Origin of the sequence: Yinghuangia sp. YIM S09857 (assembly GCF_051388915.1) — a bacterium.
In the GTDB taxonomy this organism is placed as follows: domain Bacteria; phylum Actinomycetota; class Actinomycetes; order Streptomycetales; family Streptomycetaceae; genus Yinghuangia.
Map to the genome: position 1 here is coordinate 550,704 of NZ_JBPKBH010000001.1, position 19,549 is coordinate 570,252.

At 70.9% G+C, this 19,549-nt stretch carries 20 protein-coding genes; 10 read left to right on the forward strand and 10 right to left on the reverse strand.

Going from position 1 to position 19,549, the window contains the following annotated elements; translation table 11 throughout:
* The first annotated feature begins 8 nt into the window (after window positions 1-8).
* Both ACRX5S_RS02325 and ACRX5S_RS02330 read left to right on the forward strand, forming a co-directional pair.
* On the forward strand, window positions 9-671 hold the full coding sequence (locus ACRX5S_RS02325) for a maleylpyruvate isomerase N-terminal domain-containing protein (RefSeq protein ID WP_436770967.1): 663 nt from the start codon (window positions 9-11) through the stop codon (window positions 669-671).
* A gap of 65 nt (window positions 672-736) precedes the next feature.
* Window positions 737-1,042, forward strand: coding sequence for a putative quinol monooxygenase (locus ACRX5S_RS02330; RefSeq protein ID WP_436770968.1), 306 nt, complete (start codon window positions 737-739; stop codon window positions 1,040-1,042).
* Window positions 1,043-1,382: 340 nt separating this feature from the next.
* Here the strand turns inward: ACRX5S_RS02330 and ACRX5S_RS02335 are convergent, their stop codons facing one another.
* Window positions 1,383-3,224 carry a glycosyl hydrolase family 18 protein gene (locus ACRX5S_RS02335; protein WP_436770969.1) on the reverse strand — a complete coding sequence of 614 codons (1,842 nt, stop codon included), beginning with the start codon at window positions 3,222-3,224 and terminating at the stop codon, window positions 1,383-1,385.
* A gap of 178 nt (window positions 3,225-3,402) precedes the next feature.
* Between ACRX5S_RS02335 and ACRX5S_RS02340 the strand changes: the two genes are divergently transcribed.
* On the forward strand, window positions 3,403-4,329 hold the full coding sequence (locus ACRX5S_RS02340) for a nucleoside hydrolase (protein ID WP_436770970.1): 927 nt from the start codon (window positions 3,403-3,405) through the stop codon (window positions 4,327-4,329).
* Between the two features lie 322 nt (window positions 4,330-4,651).
* Here ACRX5S_RS02340 and ACRX5S_RS02345 read toward each other — a convergent pair whose 3' ends face one another.
* Window positions 4,652-4,870 (reverse strand): hypothetical protein, encoded by a 219-nt coding sequence (locus ACRX5S_RS02345; RefSeq protein ID WP_436770971.1) that lies wholly within the window; start codon window positions 4,868-4,870, stop codon window positions 4,652-4,654.
* A gap of 271 nt (window positions 4,871-5,141) precedes the next feature.
* Between ACRX5S_RS02345 and ACRX5S_RS02350 the strand changes: the two genes are divergently transcribed.
* Window positions 5,142-5,975: an oxidoreductase gene (locus tag ACRX5S_RS02350; protein WP_436770972.1), complete on the forward strand. Its 834-nt coding sequence runs from the start codon at window positions 5,142-5,144 to the stop codon at window positions 5,973-5,975.
* 54 nt (window positions 5,976-6,029) lie between these two features.
* Here ACRX5S_RS02350 and ACRX5S_RS02355 read toward each other — a convergent pair whose 3' ends face one another.
* Window positions 6,030-6,842, reverse strand: a complete 813-nt coding sequence (locus ACRX5S_RS02355; protein ID WP_436770973.1) for a sugar phosphate isomerase/epimerase family protein — start codon at window positions 6,840-6,842, stop codon at window positions 6,030-6,032.
* A 411-nt stretch (window positions 6,843-7,253) separates the two neighbouring features.
* Here ACRX5S_RS02355 and ACRX5S_RS02360 point away from each other — a divergent pair, with 411 nt between their 5' ends.
* Entirely contained in the window at window positions 7,254-8,234 is a 981-nt protein-coding gene (locus ACRX5S_RS02360; protein ID WP_436770974.1) for an LLM class F420-dependent oxidoreductase, read from the forward strand.
* A gap of 77 nt (window positions 8,235-8,311) precedes the next feature.
* Here ACRX5S_RS02360 and ACRX5S_RS02365 read toward each other — a convergent pair whose 3' ends face one another.
* Window positions 8,312-8,818 carry a GNAT family N-acetyltransferase gene (locus tag ACRX5S_RS02365; protein WP_436770975.1) on the reverse strand — a complete coding sequence of 169 codons (507 nt, stop codon included), beginning with the start codon at window positions 8,816-8,818 and terminating at the stop codon, window positions 8,312-8,314.
* Between the two features lie 430 nt (window positions 8,819-9,248).
* Here ACRX5S_RS02365 and ACRX5S_RS02370 point away from each other — a divergent pair, with 430 nt between their 5' ends.
* Window positions 9,249-9,662 carry a hypothetical protein gene (locus tag ACRX5S_RS02370; RefSeq protein WP_436770976.1) on the forward strand — a complete coding sequence of 138 codons (414 nt, stop codon included), beginning with the start codon at window positions 9,249-9,251 and terminating at the stop codon, window positions 9,660-9,662.
* Here the strand turns inward: ACRX5S_RS02370 and ACRX5S_RS02375 are convergent.
* From ACRX5S_RS02375 to ACRX5S_RS02390, 4 genes are all read right to left on the reverse strand, one after another.
* A complete protein-coding gene (locus ACRX5S_RS02375; protein ID WP_436770977.1) occupies window positions 9,634-11,061 on the reverse strand; it encodes a GH1 family beta-glucosidase in 1,428 nt (475 codons plus the stop codon). The genes ACRX5S_RS02370 and ACRX5S_RS02375 overlap by 29 nt on opposite strands.
* 233 nt (window positions 11,062-11,294) lie before the next feature.
* Window positions 11,295-12,134 (reverse strand): carbohydrate ABC transporter permease, encoded by an 840-nt coding sequence (locus ACRX5S_RS02380; protein WP_436770978.1) that lies wholly within the window; start codon window positions 12,132-12,134, stop codon window positions 11,295-11,297.
* Window positions 12,127-13,146 carry a carbohydrate ABC transporter permease gene (locus ACRX5S_RS02385; RefSeq protein WP_436770979.1) on the reverse strand — a complete coding sequence of 340 codons (1,020 nt, stop codon included), beginning with the start codon at window positions 13,144-13,146 and terminating at the stop codon, window positions 12,127-12,129. The genes ACRX5S_RS02380 and ACRX5S_RS02385 overlap by 8 nt, the downstream gene beginning before the upstream one ends.
* 221 nt (window positions 13,147-13,367) lie before the next feature.
* Window positions 13,368-14,672, reverse strand: a complete 1,305-nt coding sequence (locus ACRX5S_RS02390; protein ID WP_436770980.1) for an ABC transporter substrate-binding protein — start codon at window positions 14,670-14,672, stop codon at window positions 13,368-13,370.
* A 210-nt stretch (window positions 14,673-14,882) separates the two neighbouring features.
* Here ACRX5S_RS02390 and ACRX5S_RS02395 point away from each other — a divergent pair, with 210 nt between their 5' ends.
* Window positions 14,883-16,127, forward strand: a complete 1,245-nt coding sequence (locus ACRX5S_RS02395; RefSeq protein ID WP_436770981.1) for an ROK family transcriptional regulator — start codon at window positions 14,883-14,885, stop codon at window positions 16,125-16,127.
* 140 nt (window positions 16,128-16,267) lie between these two features.
* Entirely contained in the window at window positions 16,268-16,495 is a 228-nt protein-coding gene (locus tag ACRX5S_RS02400) for a hypothetical protein (protein WP_436770982.1), read from the forward strand.
* A 118-nt stretch (window positions 16,496-16,613) separates the two neighbouring features.
* On the opposite strand, the gene ACRX5S_RS02405 is transcribed toward ACRX5S_RS02400, so the two are convergent.
* Window positions 16,614-17,120, reverse strand: coding sequence for a MarR family winged helix-turn-helix transcriptional regulator (locus tag ACRX5S_RS02405; RefSeq protein WP_436770983.1), 507 nt, complete (start codon window positions 17,118-17,120; stop codon window positions 16,614-16,616).
* 75 nt (window positions 17,121-17,195) lie between these two features.
* Here ACRX5S_RS02405 and ACRX5S_RS02410 point away from each other — a divergent pair, with 75 nt between their 5' ends.
* Together ACRX5S_RS02410 and ACRX5S_RS02415 are read left to right on the forward strand one after the other, a co-directional pair.
* Window positions 17,196-17,837, forward strand: a complete 642-nt coding sequence (locus ACRX5S_RS02410; protein WP_436770984.1) for an NAD(P)-dependent oxidoreductase — start codon at window positions 17,196-17,198, stop codon at window positions 17,835-17,837.
* Window positions 17,838-18,233: 396 nt separating this feature from the next.
* Entirely contained in the window at window positions 18,234-18,614 is a 381-nt protein-coding gene (locus ACRX5S_RS02415; protein ID WP_436770985.1) for a hypothetical protein, read from the forward strand.
* A gap of 40 nt (window positions 18,615-18,654) precedes the next feature.
* On the opposite strand, the gene ACRX5S_RS02420 is transcribed toward ACRX5S_RS02415, so the two are convergent.
* Window positions 18,655-19,549 (reverse strand): amidohydrolase family protein (locus ACRX5S_RS02420; protein WP_436770986.1); only part of this gene is annotated, 895 nt, incomplete at its 5' end.

The window sequence follows — 19,549 nt, forward strand, 5'->3', positions numbered from 1 at the left end:
TTCGCCGCATGGCCGACACCCCGGAACCCCGCATCCCCGTCAGCGCCGGGGACGTCGAGTACGCCGTCTCGCTCGCCATCGCCGCCTTTCGCCGCGCCCCGGCCGACGCCGACTGGTCGGCGCAGGCGGGCCCGCTGGACTGGGACTGCTGGGAGACCGCGGAGCACCTGGCCGACGACCTCTTCGCGTACGCCGGGCAAATCGCCGCGCCCACGCCCCCATTGGCGCGCTACGTGCCGTTCGTCTACACGTACAAGCGGGAAGACGGACCGGGCAACACCGTGCACGTCGAACGCGAGGGCGGCCCCGAGGCCCTTTACGAGGTCCTCGAAGCCAGTGCGGGCATGCTCGCCGCCCTGGTCGCCACGCGCGCCCCGACAGTACGGGCGTACCACTCGTACGGCGTCTCCGACCCCGAGGGCTTCGCCGCGATGGGCGTCGTGGAGACACTCGTCCACGCATTCGACATCGGCGCGGGACTCGGCGTGGAGTTCACCCCGCCGAGTGACCTGTGTGACCGTACGCTCGCCCGCATGTTCCCCGAGGCGCCGGCCGACACGCACCGCTGGCAGACCCTCCTCTGGGCCACCGGCCGCGCGGACATCCCGGGCCACGACCGCCGCCGCGGCAAATGGCGCTGGCGCGCCGCGCCCCTGACCGAAGACGCCTGACGGCACACACATTGGCGACGCACACCCGCGACTCACACCTCGGCGACCCAAGGCGGCAAACGAACATGCTCTACGGCTACATCGGCTCCATGAAGACCAAGCCCGGCCTACGCGACGCCGTGGTCGAGATTCTGCTCTCCGGCGCCGCGAGCCTCCGGGACCTCGGTTGCCGAAGCTACGTCGTCGGCCTGGCCGCGGACGACCCGGACACGATCCTGGTCACGGAAGTCTGGGACTCAAAGGCCCACCATGACGCGTCCCTCCAGTTGCCCGAGGCCAAGGAAGCTATCGCCACCGCAATGCCGATGCTCACCGGTGAGTTCACCACCAGAGAGCTAACCATCGCAGGCGGCCTGGGCATCGACACCTGACATCCGACAACACCACGGCCGCGAGACCGTTCGTCCGGGGAGTCGCGTCCGTCGTCACTGAGTTGAGCCAGGGCGACGTTCCCAAACCGCCAGGATCACCCGTCCGCGCCCGGCGATCGAAGCCCCGGGTTTGCGGGCACCGGCACAGGTGCCCCAGTCTTCCCGGAACGAGTCCGCGCCGCCGGTCAGTTGCTCGTACGACAGCCTCCACTGCGCTCGAAGGCGCTGGGGCTTGGTGAACCCGGGGCCCGGGGGACGGGCCCGGGCCCGGGTTCGTTGGTGGGGGTGGCGGGTGCCATCCCCCAGGGTGGGGCGGCGGCGGCCGCCCTGGGGAGTGGGGCTAGTTGAGGCCGTTGTCGAGGGCGGTCAGGAGTTCACCGTCGGCGGTGTCGCCGCTGAACTCCCAGAAGAACGCGCCGCCGAGGCCCTGGCTCTTGGCGTAGGCCATCTTCGTGGTGATGGTGGCCGGTGTGTCGTAGCTCCACCAGTTCGATCCGCAGTGGGAGTACGACGTCCCCGCGACGGTGCCGGTCGGCGGGCAGCTGTTGCGGAGCACCTTGTAGTCCTCGTTGCCCTGTTCGTATGTGCCGGGCGCCGGGCCCGTGGCGCTGCCTCCGGGGGCGCTCTGCGTGACGCCGGTCCACCCGCGGCCGTAGAAGCCGATGCCGAGGTTGAGCTTCGCGGCCGGGATGCCCTTGGCCTTGTACTTCTGGATGGCCGCGTCGCTGTGGAAGCCCTCGGTCGGGATGCCCGGGTACGACGTCAGCGGCGAGTGCGGCGCCGTCGGGCCGGTGGTCGCCCACGTTCCGAAGAAGTCGTACGTCATGACGTTGAGCCAGTCCATGTACTGCGCCGCGCCGGCGTAGTCCGCGGCGTCGATCTTGCCGCCCGGCGTCGCATCGGCCGTGACCGCGGCCGTGACAAGGTAGTTCGCGCCGAAGCGGGCCCGCAGTGCGGACATGACGTTGCGCAGGCTCGCCGATCCGCTGCTGTCGCAGGTGAGGCCGCAGGCGTTGGGGTACTCCCAGTCGATGTCGATGCCGTCGAACACGTCGGCCCAGCGCGGGTCTTCGACAAGTCGGTAGCAGGACTCGGCGAACGCCGCCGGGTTCTGCGCGGCCTGGCCGAAGCCACCCGACCAGGTCCAGCCGCCGAACGACCAGAGGATCTTGATGTTCGGGAACTGCTGCTTGAGCTTGCGGAGTTGGTTGAAGTTGCCGGCGATTGGCTGGTCCCAGGTATCGGCGACGCCGTCGACGGACGAGGCCGCGTCGTACGTCTTCTGGTAGTCGGCGTACGCGTCCCCGATCGTGCACGCGCCGCCGGTGACGTTGCCGAAGGCGTAGTTGATGTGGGTGAGTTTGCCCGCCGAGCCGGAGGTGACGAGGTTCTTCACGTGGTAATTGCGCTGGTACACACCCCAGTTGGTGAAGTAGCCGAGGCGGATCTTGTCGCCGCCCGGGCCGCCTCCGCCGGTCGTGGTCACCGAGATCTCCGGGGACGCGGGCCCCGTCTGCCCGGCGGTGTCCCGCGCGGTCACGCTGTAGAGGTACGTCGTTCCGGTGGCCAGCCCGCTGTCCGGGTACGAAGTGCCGGTCACCGTCGCGACCTTGGCACCGTTGCGGTAGACGTCGTAGTTCTGCACGCCGTTGTCGTCGGTGGCGGCGGACCAGGTCAGTGTCAGCGAATGGTCCTGTACGTTGCCCGCCAGGGGAGTCCCGGGCGCCGAGGGCGGATTGTCGCCGGGGGTGCCGCCGTCGCACGAGGTGCCGTTGACACGGCAGTTCGACGGAGCACCCGGCCCGGCGCCGTTGAAGCCGAACGTGACGCTCGCGCCGGGCGCGAGCGTACCGTTCCAGGACTTGTAGCGGGCGGTCCAGTGGTTGCCCGACGAGGTGACGTCGGCGTCCCAGAATCCGGTGACCCGGGTGCCGGCCGGGTAGTCCCATTCGACGGCCCACGAACTCAGCGTCGTGTTGCCGGTGTTCTTGACGACCCACTGGGCGCCGAAGCCGGTGCCCCAGTCCTGGGTCTTGGTGTAGGTGGCGGTGGCGGACGTGGCCGCGGCCGCCGGCTTCGACAGGCCGATCAGCACCCCGAGGGGGAGGACGAACGCGATCAGCGCGGCGGTGACTCTCGATCGGCGGGGACGGTGAGCACGGGTGCGCGTTCCACTGCTCAAGACTGCTCCCGAGTGAGGTCCGACGTACGGGGAGGTGGGACCTGCTCCGTCCGGCGAACCCGCGGCAACCGCACGCGTTCGCCAAGCAGTGCCGCGATACTAGAAAGGTCTGGACCACTCGGTCAATGGTCCAGACCAAATATGCAAACCCGTTTGACTCTCCGAATAGCCTCCGGGGGTGAGCGCAACCGCCCTTCCCGTCCCCGTCGTGTTCGACATGGAGACCCGCGACCCCGACGACGCGTTGACCCTGTGCCTGCTGGCGACACATCCGCGGGCGCGCCTCGCCGCGGTGACGGTCAATCCCGGCACTCCCGCACAACTCGCCGTCGTACGCGAACTGTTGGGTCGCCTCGGTGTCGAGGTCCCGGTCGGAGCGCGGTACGTCGACAGTCCTGCCGACGCGGTTTCGTCGTTCCACCACGACTGGCTCGGTGCGCTCCCGCCGACACGTTCCGACGGCCCCGCGCACGAAATACTCGCGGCGGTACTCGCCGCCGAAGCGGGCACCGTCGTCCTCACCGGCGCCCCGCTGCACAACCTGCGGCAACTGCTGGCCCAACACGAGGATGTGGCGGTACGTCGGTGGGTGGCGCAAGGCGGATTCGCCGGGGACAACCTGGTGCCGAAGGAACACCGCCTGGAAAAGTTCTCGGGCCGCACCACGTGTGAGTCCTTCAACTTCGGCGGAGACAAACGGGCGGCACTCGCCGCGCTCGCGTCCGACCGCATCGTGCACCGCGACCTTGTGTCGAAGAACGTCACCCACGGCATCACCTGGGACGCAGACCTCCAGGAACGCCTCGGGGTCGCAACGGATTTGACCCGAGGCGTGCAACTCGCCCGGGAGGGCATGGCGGTCTACCTGGCGCAACGTCCTGACGGCAAACTCCTGCACGACCCGCTCGCCGCCTGCGCGGTCCTGGACCGGAACGCCTTCACCTGGGCGCCGGTCGACGTCACCTACAGCCGAGGCCAGTGGGGCGCGGTGCCCAACCCGGCCAGTGCGACGTCCATCACCCTCGCGGTCGACTGGCCGCGCGCGGCGGACCTGCTGTTCGGCGCCGAACTCGGCTTGCGGAGCCGGATCGACGCGCGACCATAGGGTCACACTTGCCCCGACCGAACCACCGGGCCCCGCACAGCCACCACGGGGCGCCCGAATGTCGGCGGGCTGCCGCATGATCCACTTCACGGTGGGACGGCCGTTCGGACACGATCTCCGAGGCCGTCCGCGACGAAGGGACGTTTCGTGCAGCAGTGCGGCGACGGCGACCGCCTCCCACGCCGGCACGCGCAGCGAGACGCTCGCCCAGCCCATCCCCAGACACAGCGCGAAGCCGGCGGCCGCCGGTCCGAGCCAGTACGCGAACTCCGAGCCCCACGTGCCGCCACGCAATACGCGTCGCCGGGAGTCCGACCCCGGTTCACGGCCGCCGGTCCAGCGCGCGCCAGGCGAACACGACGACGGAAACGATGAGCGCAGTGGACAGAAGAGCCCGTGTCAGATGGGTCGTCCGGTCGTACTCCCGACTCAGCGGCACCCAATAGAACACGAACAGCCAGACCACAACCGCGGCCCCGAACACCACCGCGATCGGCCAAGGCCACGGCAGACGGGGTGAGTTCGGTGCCGCTTCCGTCACGACTCACCTCCGCAGCCGGGTTCGCACGGTGAGGTGCCTCAGTCCCATACTGCGACCTCCGGCGATCGGTTGACCGAGTCGATCAAGGGCTGAGCCCGGCCCCCTCCTCCTACTGCCCGCGCCCGGCTCCCGGTGGGGATCTTCCGCGTTCTCATTACCAACGGCTATGGCGGCTTGTATTGGACCGCTCCCACCCCGCCGGACGAGGCTTGCCGCCGTACCGCCGCACGAGGCGCTACGGCAGACACATCCGGTACGACGGGAGCCTCACATGAGCAAGAACCGCATCTGGCTGATCACCGGCGCGTCCTCGGGCTTCGGACGCGAGATCGCCCGTGCGGCACTGGACGCCGGGGACTCCGTCGTCCTCACCGCCCGCCGCCCCGAAGTGTTGGCCGACGTCGTCGTCGCACACCCGGAGCGCGCGGCCGCCATCGCGCTCGACGTCACCGACCCGGCGCGCATCACAACAGCCGTTGCGGAGGCCGTCGCCCGCTTCGGACGTATCGACGTGCTGGTCAACAACGCCGGACGCGCGCATCTCGGCGCGGTCGAGGAGACCACCGACGCCGAGCTGCGCGACCTGATGGACCTGCACTTCTTCGGCCCCGCCGCGCTCACCCGCGCGGTGCTGCCGCACATGCGCGCCGCGCGGTCCGGTGCTGTCGTGCAGTTGACCAGCATGGGCGGGCAGCTCGCGTTCGCCGGTGTCGGGGGGTACTGCGCGGGCAAGTTCGCGCTCGAAGGGCTCACCGAGGCGCTGGCCCAGGAGGTCGCGCCGCACGGGGTCAAAGTGATGATCGTCGAGCCGGGCGCGTTCCGGACCGGGCTCAACGGTTCCGCGCTGACCGCGTCCGAGCCGCTGGAGGCGTACGCCGACACCGTCGGCAAACTCCGCGAGAACTTCACGGCGGCCGACGGCACCCAGCCCGGCGACCCCGCGAAGGCGGCGGCCGCGATCCTGGCCGCGCTGGACGCCGTCAACACCCCGCTGCGCCTCGTGCTCGGCAACGACGCCGTCGACGCGGTCCTCGAACACGCCGACCAGGTGCGCGCCGACGTGCGGGCGTGGGAGGCGACCGGCCGGGACGTCGAGTTCGCGTGACGCGCGGAGCCGGCGGGCGTCGAGTTCGCCTGACGCGACGCGCAATCGACGGCGTCAGCTCCAGTACGGCCGGGCCGCCGCCCACGCCCGGCGGGCGAACTCCGCGACGCCCAGCTCCGCGAGCCGCGGGTTGATCACCTCGACGCTGACCAGCCCGTCGAAGCCGACCGCGTCCAGGGCGGCCCGGAAGCCGTGCAGGTCGAAGACGCCGTCGCCGGGCATGACGCGGTTCGACATCGCCTCGGTGGCGGTGTCCGCGTCCGGTCCGAGCACCTGAGGGTGGTCGCAGAACTGCACGTACGCCAGCTCCTCGGCCGGAATCGCGGCGAGGTCGGCCAGCGTGTTCGGCCCGTTGAACACGTGCCACGAGTCGACCAGCACGCCCGCACGGTCGGTGCCCGCGTGCCGCACCAGCGCGCGGGCGTCGGCGATCGTCGCGATCGGGGTGAACGGCAGGAACTCGACGGCCGCCTTGCCGCCCGACGCCGCGATGATCTCCGCGCAGCGCGCGAACAGGTCCTGGCAGCGGGCGTCGGCGGGCAGCGTGACCATGCCCAGCGCGAACTGCGACCCGAAGGCACCCATCGCCTCGGCGACCTGCCGCGCGCCGTCCAGCGTCGAGGTCTCGTCCTCCGCGACGACGAAACCCAGCATCTCGGGGCAGGTGAGCCCGGCCGCGCGCATCTGCTCGGCGAGCTGGTCGAACGACCGGCCGGACTCGGCGTAGGCCGCGAGGGTGAACGCGTCCAGGCTCAGCGCCTCGAAACCGGCCGTCCGCACGCCGTCCAGGAGCGCGGCGAAGTCGACCGGCTCCTTCGCGCCCGCGTACGGCGAGAAGGTGAAGGTGTTGAGGCACAGGTTGGGCACGTCACAACTCCGATCGACGATTCGGCGGGCCGAGCAGGACAAGCGGACTAAAACAGGTCAGGCAGGTCAGGCAGGTCAGGCAGGTCAGGCAGGTCAGGCAGGTCAGGCAGGTCAGGCAGGTCAGGCAGGTCAAAGGAGGTCAGTCACGCCGAGCAAAACGCGCAGGCCAAGCGGGCCCAGCCTGCCAAGCGGGGTAGGTGGTCAGACAGGCGCGTGCCCGGCAGGTCCGTCGGGCGCGCCTGACGCTATCTCAGATGCCCGGCTTTTTCGACGCTCTGGTTCGGGTAGTCGAACGCAGGTACCGCGCCGCATCCCGCACCCGCATCAGTGGCCGCACACAAGGTCGACCACGGGGCGTCCACACCGGCGACACGGTGTGGTACTTGTGGGGTCGACTTCGCGGAGGGCTCAGTGACTACCGAAAACGCGTACCGCTACGGCATCACCGTCCCGCTCAACGCACCGTTGAGCGAGCACCCGCGCCTCGTGCGCGAACTCGTCGCGGCGGGCTACACGGACATCTGGTCGGCCGAGGTCGACGGTCTGGACGGCTTCAGCCCGCTCACCGTCGCGGCCCTCGCCGACCCGTCCGTACGCCTCGGCACGGCCATCGTCTCGCCCTACACGCGCGGGCCCGCGACGCTCGCGATGAGCGCGGCGTCGCTGGCCGAGCTCGCGCCCGGGCGGTTCCAACTCGGCATCGGGTCGGCGTCGCAGCTCATCGTCGAGTCGTGGAACGCCGCGGAGTTCGAGAAGCCGTACCACCGGGTGCGCGACACCGTCCGGTTCCTCCGCGCGGCGTTCACCGGCGAGAAGGTCACCGAACAGTACGAGACCTTCGCGGTACGCGGCTTCCGCCTCACCCGCGCGCCGCAGCAGCCCCCGCAGATCCTCGTCGCGGCACTGCGCGAGGGCATGCTGAAACTCGCCGGGCGCGAGGCCGACGGGGCGATCATCAACTGGCTTTCGGCGGACGACGTGCGCACGGTCGTGCCGTACGTCCACGCGGGCGGTCCCGGCAAGGAGATCGTCGCGCGGATCTTCGTGTGCCCGTTCGACGACCCGGTCCTCGTCCGCTCGATCGGGCGGCGCATGATCACGTCGTACCTGAACGTCCCCGTCTACGCCGAGTTCCACCGCTGGCTCGGGCGCGGCGACATCCTCAAGCCGATGTGGGACGCGTGGGCCGCCGGCGACCGCAAGAAGGCGCTCGAACTGGTCCCGGACGAGCTGGTGGACGACCTGGTCGTGCACGGCACGCCGGAGCGCTGCCGGGCGCGGATCCAGGAGTACGTGGACGCGGGCGTCACCGTCCCGGTCGTCGCCGTCATCGACCCGCGGCCGGACGCCGACCCGCTGGAGGCGGCACTGTCGCTGGCCCCGCGGCGCTGAGCCGGCGCCGCCGATCCCACGTCCGGTCCCGGCCGAGCGGTCCCGACCTCGCGGTTGCGGGTCCGTGGTCCCGTTGCTCACAACAGCCGGATCATGCACACGCGCGGCCACCGGTCGAGCCCGTGCGCGGCCTCGGCGACGCGGACCGCACGGAGTCCGGGGCCGGCGTCGGCCTCGTCCAGCACGCTGAAGCCGATCCGCGCGTAGTACGGCGCGTTCCACGGCACTTCGGTGAACGTGGTCAGCGTCAGCGCGGGCATGCCGTGCTCGGCCGCGTGCTCGGCGGCGTGGTCGATCAGCGCCCGTCCGACGCCGCGCCGCGCGTGGTCCGGATGCACGGACACCTGCTCGACGTGCAGATTGCCGTCGACCGGCTTGGCGATCAGGTACGCGCCGGGCCGGTCGTCGGCGTCCACCGCGACCCACGCGTGCCCGTCTGCCCGGTACGCGTCCAACTCGCCGACCGGCAGCGGCTCGTCGCCCGCGATCTCGGGCATGCCGACGTCCCGGAAGCAGAGCCCCGCGGCGATCTCGATGTCCTGGAGAGCGGGCAGTTCCGCGGCGACGGCGGCACGAATACGCATGTCACCAGTCTGCCGCCGGCGCGCCGCTTCTCGCGTGACCTGGACCAAAAGCCGCGATCGGTCCTGATTGTGCTGAATTCCCGCCCGGTGCGGCCTCCGGATAATGCGAACTCATGGTTCTGAGGAAAGTCGTCTATTTAGTCGACTCAATCATGGAAATCCCGGAGGCCCGGCAAGATCAGTGCGCTGACCTGCTGGGATAAGCAAAGATCGACGGAAGTCATAAACCCATGCATGGGCAGATGCACGTGCATCTGCACGAAACTGCGTCTCTCGGGTGCTTTCTTCTGCGCGCGATTGCATTATCGTGACTGCCGGTCGGCGTGTCGGCCGACGCCGCGGAGCGGGCCGCTCCCGCCTGCCTGCCTGAGCCAGGCGGGAACACGACCTGCTCCCCACGCCCCTCCGCGAAGGAGAGTTCACACCCAACATGTCCACACCGACACCGGCACAGAATCCGGCCCCCGCCCCGAGCCCGGTGCCGACCTCCGCATCGAACTCGGCACCGACTCCCGCACTGACCTCCGCATCGAACTCGGCACCGACTCCCGCACTGACCTCCGCATCGAACTCGGCACCGGCTCCCGCACCGACTTCGGCACCGACCCCCGCATCGACCCCGGCGCCGACGCCGACGCCCTCCGCACAGACCGGGCGGCCCGCGCCGCGTCACCTGCGCAATCTGCTGCTGGCCCTGGCCGGGCTCACGGCGGCGATCGCGGCCGTGGCCGTGATCGCCGCCCCCGCCCCCGAGATCACCGCGGCGCTGATCGGCGCGGGCGGACTGCTGTGGGCGACCGTACTCGGCGCCCTGATCAAGAAGTGGCTGCGCGACCCGGCGTGATGACGGCGGAAAAGCCGTCGGACAGACCGCCCGTACCGCCCGCACCGACCTCGGACGCAGCCTCGCGGTGCCGCGCGATCAGCTCCGCGTACCGTCGACCGGACGTCTTCACCGTCCGCCGCTGCGTCTCGTAGTCGACGTGCACGAGCCCGAAGCGGTGCGCATAGCCGTACGCCCACTCGAAGTTGTCCATCAGAGACCACGCGAAGTGCCCGGCGAGCGGCACGCCCCGGGAGAGGGCCCGTCCGCAGGCCGCCAGGTGCGCCTCCAAGTAGGCGGTGCGCTCGGCGTCGTGCACGGCGCCGCCGGCGTCGACGGTGTCCGGCCAGGCCGCGCCCGACTCGGTGACGTACAGCCGCTTGGCGCCATACTCCGCGGCCGCGCGGACCAGCAGGTCTTCGAGGCCGTCCGGGTGGACCTCCCAGTCCATGCCGGTGACCGGGGAGCCGGGGACCGGGAGTTGGCGGGCGTACGGTGCGGGGCCGTCCGGGTCGGCGGTGACGATCTGGCGGAAGTAGTAGTTGATGCCGAGGTAGTCCAAGGGCTGGGCCATGGTGGCCAAGTCACCGTCCAGCTCCGGGAGTTCGACACCGTAGAGCTCCCGCATGTCGGCGGGGAAGCCGCGGCCGTGCACCGGGTCGAGCCACCAGCGGTTCACGTGGCCGTCGGCGCGCACCGCGGCCGCGACGTCCTCCAGCCGGTCGCTCGCGGGTTCGATCGGGCTGAGGTTGACGACGTACCCGACCTGCGGCGTGCGCGGCGCGTTGGCGCGGATCGCCTGCGTGGCGAGGCCGTGGCCGAGGAGCAGGTGGTACGACGCGCGTACGGCGGCCTCCAGGTCCCGCAGACCCGGCGCCATCCGGCCCTCCAGATGGCCGATCCAGGCGGAGCACAGAGGTTCGTTGAGCGTGGTCCAGTCGGTGACGCGGTCGCCGAGGGCGGCGGACACCGCCGCGGCGTACTCGGCGAAACGCTCGGCGGTGTCGCGCGAGGTCCAGCCGCCGACGTCCTGGAGGCCCTGCGGCAGGTCCCAGTGGTAGAGGGTCGCGAACGGGCGGATCCCGGCGGCCAGCAGTTCGTCGACGAGCCGGTCGTAGAAGGCGAGTCCGCGCGCGTTGACCGGCCCGGAGCCGGTGGGGACGATCCGGGGCCACGCCACGGAGAAGCGGTACGCGTCCAGGCCCAGCGTGCGCATGAGCCCGATGTCCTCGGAACTGCGGTGGTAGTGGTCACAGGCGACGTCGCCGGTGTCGCCGTTGTCGACGGCCCCCGGGATCCGGCTGAAGGTGTCCCAGATCGACGGGAGTCGGCCGTCTTCGGCGACCGCGCCCTCGATCTGGTACGCGGACGTCGCCGCGCCCCAGACGAAATCCTCGGGGAACTCGGACAGGTCAGGCATGCGTGCGGTCTCCCGGGTCGTGCCGGCTGTGCGGCTGTGCGGAGGTTGCGGAACATACGGAGGCTGCGGAACGTACGGAGTCTGCGGAACGCACAAAGGCTGCGCAGCCTCGGGAACTTGCGGAGTGTCCGGGACTCGCGAAGCGCCGGGAACTTGCCGCGCGTCCGGAACTTGCGGTGCCTCCGGAACGCGGTGGGCGGATCGCGGCGGCGCCAACTCGGCGCGCGGGCACGTCACTTGACCGCACCCGCGGTGAGCCCGGCGACCAAGTAGCGCTGGAGGAACAGGAATCCGGCGACGACCGGGACGCTGACCACCAGCGAGGCGGCCATCACCTGGTTCCAGTAGACGTTGTTCTGCGTCGCGTAGCCCTGGAGGCCGACCGCGAGCGTGCGCGTCGACTCGTCCGTCATCACCGACGCGAACAACACCTCGCCCCACGCGGTCATGAAGGCGTAGACGGCCACCGCGACGATGCCCGGCGACGCGGCCGGGATCACCACGCGCATCAGCGCGCCGATCGGGCCGTTGCCGTCGACGAGCGCGGCTTCGTCCAGGTCGCGGGGGATGGAGTCGAAGTAGCCGACCAGCATCCAGATGGAGAACGGCAGCGAGAACGTCAGGTACGTGATGATCAGCCCCAGGCGGCTGCCGTACAGCTCGACGCCCGTGGCGTTCCCGATGTTGACGAAGAGCAGGAACAGCGGGAGCAGGAACAGGATTCCGGGGAACATCTGGGTGGACAGCACCGAGATGGAGAAGACCTGCCGCCCGCGGAATCGGTGCCTGCTGATGGTGTACGCGGCGAAGACCGCGATCGTCACCGAGCACACCGTGGCCGAGGTGGACACGATGAGGCTGTTCACGAAGTAGTCGGCCAGCGGAACGGTGTCCCAGATGTCGATGAACGGCTGCACCGTCAGATCGGACGGCCACCAGCGGAAGTTGCCCTGCACGTCCGGCAGCGGCTTCAGCGAGGACGTGACCATCACGTAGACCGGGATCATCGCGAACGCGGTCAGGAGCGTCAGGCCGACCAGGCGCACCCAGCGGAACCAGCGCGGCTCAAGCATCGGACTTCCCCCTCCGAAGACGGCCCGCCCCGAGGTAGACGGCGGTCACCAGCAGCAGGAACAGGAGCAGCAGCACGGACATCGCCGATCCGGTGCCGAAGTTCCAGGTGACGAACGAGTTCTGGTAGATGTGGATCGAGATGAGGTCGGCCTCGTCGGGGGCCGACTTGCCGAACAGCACGTACGGCGTGTTGAAGTCGTTGAAGGTCCACAGGAACAGCACCAGCAGCACCACGCGGTTGACCGGGGCGAGCATGGGCAGCGTGACGCGGCGGATCTGCTGCCAGACCCCGGCGCCGTCGAGGGCGGCGGCCTCGTAGACGTCGCGCGGGATGTTCTGGAGCGCGGCCATCAGGCACAGGAACGCGAACGGCCAGGTCCGCCAGACCGCGGTGACGACCAGGGCCCAGAAGCTGTTGCCGCCGATGAGCCAGAAGGGCCGGTCCTCCATCAGGCCCAACTGGTCGACCAGCACGTGGTTCACGAGGCCGGTGTCGCGCTGGAACATGAAGCCGAAGGTGATGACGCCCGTGTAGACCGGCAGCGCGTACGGCACCAGGAACAGGGCCCGCAGCAGGCCGCGGCCGCGGAACGCGCCCTGCATGAGGATGGCGCCGGTGATGCCGAGCAGCCAGGAGATGCCGACCACGAGGACGGTGAACATCACCGTGACCCAGAACGAGTCCAGCAGCGCCTTGCCGACCGGGCCGTCGAAGTCCACCGCGAGCCGGTAGTTGTCCCATCCGGCGCCGGGCGCGCTGGTCCAGTGCCGGATGTGGAACTGGGTGAGCTTCAGGAAGCTCATCCCGATGCCGACCGCCATGGGGATGACGTGCACCAGGAGTTCGAGCACGATGGCGGGTGCGAGCAGGACGTACGGCAGCGCCCTGCGCGGTATGCGCAGGCGGCCGCGTGGGAGGCGCCCGCGGGCGGCCGGCTTGGTGCGGCCGCCCGGCCCGTCGTCCGGCGGGTCCTCGGCGACCGGTGCCCGGCGGGTGGTCGTGGCGGCCATCGGGTCGTTCCTTCCTTCGGTGGCTGCGTTGCGGTCGCCGCGTCATGGCGCCTGCGTGGGTTGCGGCTGCGGGACGGCCGCGCTGTGCGTGGGGCGCGGTGCGGCGGCAGGGCCGGTACGGTTCGCCGGCCGCCTCGGCGGACGGCCGCCGCACCGCGGTCTCCAGGGGCCCGACGCGGGGGACTTGGAGTCCCGCTCGGCGCGGTCGGACCGGGGAGGGGTCAGCCGGCGGCGACCATCTTTTCCTGCGCCTCGTCGAGCGCGGACTTGACGGCGGCCTCGGTGACCTCCTTGCCGGAGGCGGCGTCCGCGATGAGCTTCTTGACCGCGTTGCCGACCAGAGTCTCGAACTGGCTCTCCGCAGGGACCTGCGGCAGCGGCGCCGCGGTCTCGGCCAGGGCCTGCTGGAACACCTTGACGCCCTCGGTCTGGAAGGCCGGGTCGTCGTAGGCGTCCTTGACCGAAGGCAGCGAGCCGTACGCTTTGTTCAGCGTCTTCTGCGTCTCGGCGCTGGTCATGAACGCCATGAACTCGAACGCGGCGTCCTTGGCGTCGGAGTCCTTGAAGACCGCCATGTTGATGCCGCCGACCATGCTGTTGATGCGCGGCGCGCCGGCGGGCGCGGAGGCCGGGAAGGGGATCGGGGCGACGCCGATGTCGTCCGGGTTCATGCCGTTGGAGACGAGTGAGCCCTGCGCGGCCTGCCACATCAGCATCGCGGACTTGCCGGTGGCGAAGTCCTTGAGCGACTGGGTGCCTTGGCTGTACTCGGCGTTGCTGGGGTTGACGATCTTGTCCTTGGCGAGCAGGTCGACGTACCGCTTGACGCCCTGGACCATCCCGGGGGAGTTGAAGGCGGGTTTGCCGTCCTTGGTGAAGATCTCGGCCCCGTATTGCTTGCCGAACGTGAAGGCGTGGTGCACGCCTTCGGTGTAGCTGCCGCCCTCCAGCGCGAGGCCCCAGCGGCCGTCGGTGCTCAGCTTGCGGCCGACCTCGGCCATCTCCTCCCAGGTCTTGGGCGGCTGCACGCCGGCCTCGCGGAAGATCTTCTTGTTGTAGTAGAGCGCGTACGAACTGCTGTAGACCGGCAGGCCCATCGGCGGCTTGCCCTCGGCGCCGGTGGCGGCGTACGGGGTCGCGAGGAAGCGGTCCTTGCCGCCGACCTTGGCGAGCACGGCGTCGTCGATCGGCACGAACGCGTCGGTGGCCTGGAGCGAGGCGGACCAGGTGTTGCCGATGTTGAGGACGTCCGGGCCCTTGCCGGACGTGGTGGCGGCGAGGATGCGGTTGAGCAGGTCGTCCCACGGCACGACCTCGAGGTCGACCTTGATGCCGGTGCGCTGCGTGAACCTGTCGAGTTCCGGCTTCAGGACCTGCTTGTCGTGCTCGATGCTGGTGCCCTGGTTGCTGGCCCAGTACGTGATGGTCTTGCCCGCGGAGCCGCCGGGGGCACCCGAGCCGCCGCCGTCGTCGTCCGAGTCGGAGCCTCCACCGCAGGCCGCCAGGACGAGGGCTGACAGCGTCACCGCCAGGGCAGGGCCGACTCTCCGAACACGTCGTACTCGCACGTTGACCGACTCCTCGATTGCAGGGGGACTTTGTTCGCGGTGTGATTTAACTGGCGGTGAACAGCAGCGTCAAGAGTGTGGAGTAGGCGAACTTCCCGGTAAAATCGGGTTGACCAGCTTGTTTCAAGTGTTGAAGTATCTGGAGGTACGACAACGGTGGGAGCCACGATGGAGTCCGGCAGGCAGTCCGACAAGCTCAGTACGGTGCAGGGTCTGCGGCGTGCCAACCGCGCCCAGGTGCTCCAGCGCCTGTACGCCGACGGGCCGCTCAGCCGACCGGACCTGACGCGCCTGACCGGGCTCAGCCAGGCCACCGTGAGCAACGTCGTCGGCGACCTGCTGGAGGCCGGGGTGGTCACCGAGGCCGGGGCGTTGGACAGTTCGGGCGGCCGTCCGCGTGTGCTGCTGCGCGTCGAGCCGGAGCACGCCCGGGTGATCGGCGTGGACGTCGGCGAAACCGGCGTCAAGGTCGAGCTGTTCGACCTCGGCATGCGTGAACTGGCGCGCGCCGACTTCGCGTTGTCAGCCCAGGGTGCGGACGTGGACGAGGTGGTCCGGCACATCCTGGCCGGGCTGGACAAGGTGTGCCGCGACGCGGGGGTGGACCCGTCCGACGTGATGGGCGTGGGCATCGGCGTGCCGGGGCTGGTCGAGCACGGCGCCGCGGACACGGGGCCGGAGGAGTCGGCGGACCTGCTGGTGCACGGACAGACCACCGGGTGGGACGCGGTGCCGCTGCGGCGCCTGCTGCGCGCGGGCACCGATCTGCCGCTGCACATCGACAACGGAGCGAAGACGATGGGCCGGGCCGAGATGTGGTTCGGCTCGGGGCGCGGGATCGGCAACGCCGTGATGATCCTGCTGGGCTCCGGCATCGGCGCGGCGATAGTGACCGACGGCAAGATGTACCGCGGCTCCACCACGAGCGCGGGCGAACTCGGCCACCTGACCGTCGACGTGGGCGGACGGCGCTGCCGCTGCGGGGCCCTCGGCTGCCTGGAGGCGTACGTCGGCGCCGAGGCCATCCTCGACCGCTACCGCGAACTGCGCCCCGACGACGTGCTCACCGGCGCCGACGAGGAGACCCGCATCGCCGCCCTGGTCGCGGCCGCCGACATCTCCGCCGACGCCGCGTCGGTCCTCGACGCGACCGCCCTCTACCTGGGCGTGGGCATCGGCAACCTGGTCAACCTCTTCAACCCCCAGCGCATCGTCCTGGGTGGCTGGGCGGGCCTCGCCATCGGCGCCCGCATGCTCCCCGCCATCCAGTCCGCCGCCGCCGACCACGCCCTCCGCCGCCCCTTCGCCGGCACCACCATCGAACTCGCCCACCTCGGTCCCGACGCCGTGGCCCTGGGCGCGGCGACCCTCCCGGTAGAACGCTTCCTGCAAAGCGGCGGCATTCCCGACTGAGTCGCGACGCAGCGAGGTCGTGAGCCCGCGAAGCCCGTATCGCGGACCCGCAACCCCGAACACCGCCCAATCCCCGTCACCCGCGCGCGCGTTGCCGCCGCGTCCCTCCGGGGCGGCGGCACGGCTGTCAGGATGAGGCCATGGCCGCCTCCCGGGATGACACCACCCTCGACATCGTCATCGCCTTCCTGCGCGGTGGCGTTGCCACCGTTCTGCTGGGGTCGTTCGCGCTGCTCGCGGAAGCGGGGCCGACGCGCCGTGCCGTGGTGGCGGTGGCGGTGGCGGCGGGTCCGGTCGCCGCCGTCCACTATCTGGTGAGGCGGGGGCATCGGCCAGGCGTTGCGCGGCCCCCTGGCCGGGACGGGTGACGGATGCTCGGTGGGCGCCGGGTCGGGTCTGCGCATCCCGCCGAGGCCGGCCCGCACGCACCACGGCCCGCACGCACCACGGCCCGCGCGCTGGCCGACGCGACTCCGGCGACAGTCCCTACTCGGGGTCCTCGGCGGTGTCTCCCAGGGCTTTCAGCAGTGCGCGGAGGCCTGTGGTGAGGGACTTGCGCTCTGCCGCGGTGAGGGTGGCGAGCATGCGTTCCTCGGTGGCCAGGTGATCGGGTAGGGCTGCGTCGATCAGGGTGCGGCCGGCTTTGGTCAGGGCTACGTGGACGTTGCGGGCGTCGGCTTCGGCGCGCGTGCGGGTGACCAGGCCGCGGGCCTCCAGCTTGTCCAGCCGTTGGCTGATCGCGCCGGAGGTGACCATCGAGGCGCGCATCAGCTCGGCCGGCGTCAGCCGGTGCGGGGGGTCGCTGCGGCGCAGGGTCGCCAGCATGTCGAACGACGGGGCGTCCAGGCCGTGTTCGGCGAACGTCCGGCCCATCTCCGCCTGCGCGAGCCGCGCCGCCCGGGTCAGGCGGCCGAACACCTCCATCGGCGAGACGTCCAGGTCCGGGCGCTGCCGCCCCCACTGCCCGACGATGCGGTCCACATGATCAGCCACCCCGCCACGGTAGCGGATGTCTTAGCGTTGAGATATATTCTCTTAGTGCTAAGAGATTGAGCGAAGGGGCGGACCATGCGCATCACCGTGTTCGGAGCGGCCGGGAACGTCGGCAGCCGGGTCGTCGCCGAGGCGCTCGCCCGGGGCCACGAAGTCACCGCCGTCGTACGCGACTCCGCCCGCTTCGCGGACCTGCACCCGGACGCCCGGCGCCGCACGGGCGACGCCGCCCGCGCCGAGGACGTCGCCGCACTCGCCGCCGGGCAGGACCTCCTCGTCGGGGCCACCCGCCCCGCCCCCGGCAGCGAGGCCGGGCTGCTCGCCGCCACGCGCGGCCTCCTCGCCGGGGCCGAGCGCACGGGCGTACGGCTGCTCCTCGTCGGCGGCGCCGGGAGCCTCACCGTGCCGGGCACCGGCGGCCTGACCGTCATCGACACGCCCGAATTCCCCGTCTCCTGGCGGCCCATCGCCCTCGCCTGCGGTGAGCAGCTGAACGCCGCGCTGGCGGCCCCCGCCGCGGTGGACTGGGCGTACCTCAGCCCGGCGGCGGTCCTCGAACCCGGCGTGCGCACCGGCACCTACCGCCTCGGCGGCGACGAGCTCGTGGTCGACGCGGACGGCAACTCGTCCGTCTCGATGGAAGACCTCGCCGTGGCCCTGATCGACGAGGCGGAACGTCCCCAGCACCACCGGGCGCGCTTCACGGTCGGGTACTGATCGCACCCCCGGACGGGGCTCAGCGGCGGCGGATCCGCGCCGCGCGGCAGAGCGGCGACGGCCGGGTGTCCGGGGTGTCGGCCTCGCTCCGGCGGTCGGTTTCGGAAGGCGGCGTGACGGCGCCGAGGTAAGGGACGGCGGGGACGGCGCAGGGCCGCGAACGGCGGCCTGGGGGTGTGCTCATGGACCTTCGATCTCCCGCCGCGCGCCGGTTCAGACAGGTGTGCGACCGCCGGTCAGCCGTGCGGCGCACAACTTCGACCCGGTCGGCGGTACCGCTGTCACAACCCTGTCACGACGGCCGCGCACCGCTCCTTGCAAGGGAGTTCCCCATATCGGGGACGCTCCGGCGCTGGCTACCGTCGAAGCTCGTCGAGCCTGTCGGGGGAGGCAGCAGTGTTTGAGGAACTGGCGCTCGCGCCGGAGCGGACCAGCGGCGGCGGGGGCGGGGGACGCGGTGGAGGTGGATACCGAGGCGGTGGAGGCGGCGGCTTCGGCGACGGGAGCGGCTTCGAGGTGTTCCTGGTCATCCTGGTGGTCGTCGCCGTGGTCTGGTTGGCGGTCTACATCTACCGGTCGCGCCAGGCGCAGTTCCTGGCCTCGCTCCCGCCGCCCGCGCCACCGGTGCCGCCGCGCCCGAGCGTCCCGCCGCCGGGGTACGCGGGGGCTGGGTACGCGGGGCCGCAGCACGCGGGGGCGGAGTACGGGGCCGCGCCCGCACCGCCGTACGCCGCACCGGCCTACGTCCCGCCGTACCCGCCCGCCCCGCCGCCGTGACCGGACGGGCGGCCGCCCACCGGGCCGCGGACCCGCCCGCTCAGAGCCCCAGCACCCGCAGTGCGTTGGTGCGCAGGAACTTCGGCCACACCTCGTCCTTGAAGCCGACGTTGGGCAGCTCCGAGAAGATGCGGTCCAGGGTGAGCCCGTACGGGAAGTAGCCCGCGTACATGACCTTGTCCGCACCCCGCGTGTTCGCGTAGTCGACGATCTCGCGCGGGTAGTGCTTCGGTGCGAACGCCGACGAAGACCAGTGCAGACCGGGCCACTTCAGCATCAGCTTGACGGCCAGGTCGCACCACGGCTCGCCGCCGTGCCGCATCACGACCGTCAGCTCCGGGAAGTCGTAGCACACCTGGTCGAACCGCATGACGTCCTGCGCGGTCGCGGGTACGCGCGGGCCCGGGATGCCGGCGTTCACGAAGACCGGCAGGCCGAGGTCGACGCACGCGGCGTACAGCGGGTACGCCAGCCGGTCGTCGATCGGCACCGGCGGCGTGCAGCCGCACGGGAAGAACGACGCCGCGACGACGCCCGCCTCCTCGCGCGCCCGGCGCAGCGCGCGTACGCCCTCCATGACGTTCGTCGGGTCGACCTGGAAGCTGCCGAGCAGGCGGTCGGGGTGGCTGCGGACGGCGTCGACGGTGCCCTCGTCCTCGAACGACACGGGGATGAGCGCCTTGTCGATCCCGAACGCGTCCATGGCCCGCAGCAGGTCCTCGGCGGAGGACGCGGACCGCTCCATCTCGGGCAGGTCCTTGAACATGTAGCCGGCCGGATGCGTCATGCCGCTGCGGCTGTCCTCGTCGCGCAGCGTGCCGGCCATCGCGGTCGCCCACCAGCGACGGTCCTTGTTCGGCAGGCCCATCAGCAGGTCGACGACTCCGACGTCGGACGGGAATCCCATGGCGCACCCTTCGTACGGACGCCGGGGT